This is a genomic window from Vibrio splendidus (genome assembly GCF_002873455.1).
Lineage (GTDB): Bacteria > Pseudomonadota > Gammaproteobacteria > Enterobacterales > Vibrionaceae > Vibrio > Vibrio splendidus_J.
In genome coordinates this window covers 1-3,736 of sequence record NZ_MCUN01000037.1, presented here as the reverse complement: position 1 = coordinate 3,736, position 3,736 = coordinate 1, and the positions used below count along the sequence as shown (strand labels likewise).

The 3,736-nt window shown below is 43.2% G+C and carries 2 protein-coding genes and 2 tRNA genes; 1 reads left to right on the top strand and 3 read right to left on the bottom strand.

The genetic code is table 11. From position 1 onward, the window contains the following. Positions 1-101: 101 nt before the first annotated feature. Positions 102-188 (bottom strand) — tRNA-Leu (locus BCU75_RS19670). Positions 189-537: 349 nt separating this feature from the next. On the opposite strand from BCU75_RS19670, the gene BCU75_RS19665 reads away from it, so the two are divergent. After that, a complete protein-coding gene (locus tag BCU75_RS19665; protein ID WP_102474824.1) occupies positions 538-1,326 on the top strand; it encodes a lipase family protein in 789 nt (262 codons plus the stop codon). 83 nt (positions 1,327-1,409) lie between these two features. On the opposite strand, the gene BCU75_RS19660 is transcribed toward BCU75_RS19665, so the two are convergent. After that, positions 1,410-3,275, bottom strand: coding sequence for a methyl-accepting chemotaxis protein (locus BCU75_RS19660; protein WP_081396840.1), 1,866 nt, complete (start codon positions 3,273-3,275; stop codon positions 1,410-1,412). A 320-nt stretch (positions 3,276-3,595) separates the two neighbouring features. Then, positions 3,596-3,669 (bottom strand) — tRNA-Cys (locus tag BCU75_RS19655). Between the last annotated feature and the right edge of the window lie 67 nt (positions 3,670-3,736).

Genomic DNA, 3,736 nt, shown 5'->3' with positions numbered 1-3,736 from the left:
CCACTCTGCCAAGGCGCCTTTGTCAACATAAAAATATATTGAAGTGTTTAAAGAGAACCACTCTTTGTTCAACACTCTACTTAAAGTAGAAACTAGATAGATGGTGCCCCGGGCCGGACTTGAACCGGCACAGCGCGAACGCCGAGGGATTTTAAATCCCTTGTGTCTACCAATTCCACCACCAGGGCAACGCAATCATGCGATGCTGATTACTGAAGAGTAAAACACCATCTCTCTGCGACCTAAGCCGTGAGAACGAGGTGTACTTTAACGGATAGAAAAAATTCGTCAACAGTAAATTTTATCTTTCAATTCAAGTGATTAATTATCGAACTCAAACGAATGAATTTAATGCAGCTTGTACGGTTCTTATACGTAGATTTTGAGCTTTAACAGGAACTCATAAGCCGAAATCCAGTTTGAAGATTCACTAAATACTGCTGATTCCATTGAATGAATGAAACACTCCCTCGTTTTCATGTGCTTTTCACATTCAAAGACTAAAGTTTTAAGTAACGACTATTACGAAATAAAAACGTGAAACCACTTAAACGATACCAATATGAACGCTATGCCGTGCTCTGTAACCTCGCCTACCCCAGAGTTTTTAAACAAACTCGTTATGGTTTTGACCCTAATGGACAGCGCATCATAAAGAATCAGTTTGGCAAAACCATGATTCGAGTCTTATGGAGCAGCGACAAAGATGAAGTGGTTGTGGTCATCAAAGGATCGCATAGTATCTCAGATTGGTTGCTTACCTTTGCCTTATGGACAAAAAGCTGTAAAAGAATTGGGTTCAACTATCGTATCCATGCGGGTTTCTATCATCTTATGTTTCAAGAAAGCCAACCGAGTCGTAACGAAGACAAGCTTGGGCAAACCGTTATCGAACGTTTAGAGGCCACGCTCATACCATTGTTAGAACAAGGAAAAAGGATTTCTATCACCGGGCACTCTTCTGGCGGCGCGATTGGCTGCGTATTTGCTGACTACCTAGACCAAAAGTACCCAGGCTGTATTAAGCGAATAGTAACCTTTGGCCAACCCGCTATTGGTGACTGGAACTTTCGAAAGCACTATCGTTTGAGCAAGAAGACCTACCGAATCTGTTGTGATATCGACATCGTGACTTTCATGCCGCCAGTGCCTTTGCTCTATTGGCACGTAGGTAAAGTACTCTGGCTTTATAACGGACGAATCTACGAGAACACACCGACATTAATCCGTCTTGGTCGCTCTATCTTTAGCTGGTTAATAAGGCCTTTCTCTTACCACTTAATGAGCAAATATATCCGTAACAAAGATTTCTTTGATAAGCACTGAGACAGTAAATCAAGTTGATGCTGGCTGCATAAAAAAGAGCACAAGCCTATAGTGACTTGTGCTCTTTATGGTTTTAACTGAACTTAAAGTTTAAATCTTGATAGTTCCTGTTTGAGATCGTTAGCTAAATGGCTGAGTTGATCGGCTTGCGACACTGCATCTGTAGCATCAAGCGCCATTACATCACTCACTTCGCGAACCGACTCGGTATTTGCATTGATTTCCGCGGTGACCAAAGACTGCTCTTCAGCAGCTGAGGCAATCTGAGTCGCCATATCACTAATCATCTGAATCGCTTCACGGATTTGAGCCAAGCTCTCTCCGGCCATATCCACGTCGTGCACGCTTGTTTTCGCCATATCGTGACTTTGTGTCATCACTTTAACCGCACCATTAGTCGCTTGCTGTAGGCGTTTGATCTTGTCTTCGATTTCTTCTGTTGAAGCATGAGTACGTTGAGAAAGCACTCGAACCTCATCAGCAACCACAGCAAAACCTCTGCCTTGTTCGCCTGCCCTAGCCGCTTCAATGGCCGCATTGAGCGCGAGTAAGTTAGTTTGCTCCGCTATTTCACGAATCGTCGCCAAGATAGACGCGATTTGCTGACCATGTTCTTCAAGCTCGCTGATGATAGACACAGCGCTTGTTAGCTCAGTTGCAAGCTCATTTATCGATGATTGGCTTTTAGCCATCTGTTGGAAGCCTTGTTCGCTCAATTCCACTGAGTGAGTCGCACTTTTGGCCGTACTCTCAGCATTCGTAGCGATTTCTGCTGTTGCAGTCGCCATTTCAGTTACTGCGGTTGCAACCATAGTTATCTCGTCTTGTTGTTTGCTGACGCTATCGCTGCGTTTTAATGCGCTGTTGTTGGCGTGTTCTGCTCCGCTATTCATTGCGGTAGAAACGTCAGTCACGTTCTTCATCATTTCATGAAGTCTATCCACGAACACATTAAACTTATCGGCAAGTTGTCCTACTTCATCTTTGCTCGACACTTGAAGGCGCTGTGTTAAATCACCTTCCCCTTCAGCAATATCAGCTAAAGCTTCACTCACGCGTCCTAGTTCAATCAATTGGCGCGCCACAAACCACGACGTTGCCGCCGCCATAACGATCAGTACAATTAGGCCCGTCGTTATCTGACTGATTAGCATATCGAATAACGGCTGCTCTAATACGTCTTTGTCCATCTCAATCACAAGAAGCCAGTCAGTGCCTTTAATAGGCTCGGCCATAATTACGCGCTCGGCACCATCTACTTGTGTAAAAATTGTCGTTACGTTTTGTGCGGCACTGTTTAACCCAGAAACACTTAATTCAGGTGCTATCTCTTTTACTTGCTTGAGGATGAAATCTTTATTCTTATGGGCAACTACCGTGCCTTGCTTATCAATGAGTATCGCTCGTCCATTGCCTGGAACCTGAATAGCCAATACATCTTCAATGAGCTTATCTAATGCAAGGTTAGATGCGGCAACGCCAACAATCGAGCCATTCTCTGTAACCGGATCGGTCAGTGTCACCACTAAGGTTTGCATCGTCACACTCACATACGGCTTGGTTGTCACCGCTCGATTCTCAGCTAAGGTTTGTTTATACCAGCCTCGGACTCTTGGGTCATAGCCCGCTTTATTCAATGAAGGATCATGGCGGAACATTTCTCCTTCTTTGTTACCGTAATAGCTCAGCCCAAAACCACCAGAAACAAGGGTTTGACGCAAATGAGGAACAATATCTAATGACGGGTTCAGTTGAACTTGTTGCTTCAACCCGTGTACCGCTTGTTTCTTATCGTAAAACCAGTCACTGATGCCCTTTGCATGGGCTTGAAGTGTATTGCGACTTTCACTTTCTATTGCTTGCCAACTGTTATTTTGAAAAGTCTTATAACCCATGAAAAGAAGAATGGCAGATGTAACAGCAATCGCCAAAACTACAGAGAAAACCATTTTCCTCTTTAGACTAAATTGCATATTTAAGAACCTCTTATAAAACAATTAAAGAAATATAAAGAGGGACACTATCACTCATACGCATGTTTTAATAAGGGTTATCCCATAAAACAATGAAACAAATTGAGCATTATGGTTAATTGTGACTTTGATTTATTTATCGGTCTATCAACAAAGGTTCAATTTAGGATCTCATCAAAATTGAGTAGGTCTATGAAAGGTAAAGGGGAGAAGTGAAGAGGCAAGGATGAAGAAATAAGAAGTAAAGAAGCCAGAAACGAAAAAACCAGCCACTAGGACTGGTTTTTTCTAAATGATGGAGGCGCCTCCCGGAGTCGAACCGAGGTCCACGGATTTGCAATCCGCTGCATAGCCACTCTGCCAAGGCGCCTTCAAGTCGTGTTTTAAGAGAACAACTCTGTTGATTACTACCAAATAAGGTAACAATCAAATAGATG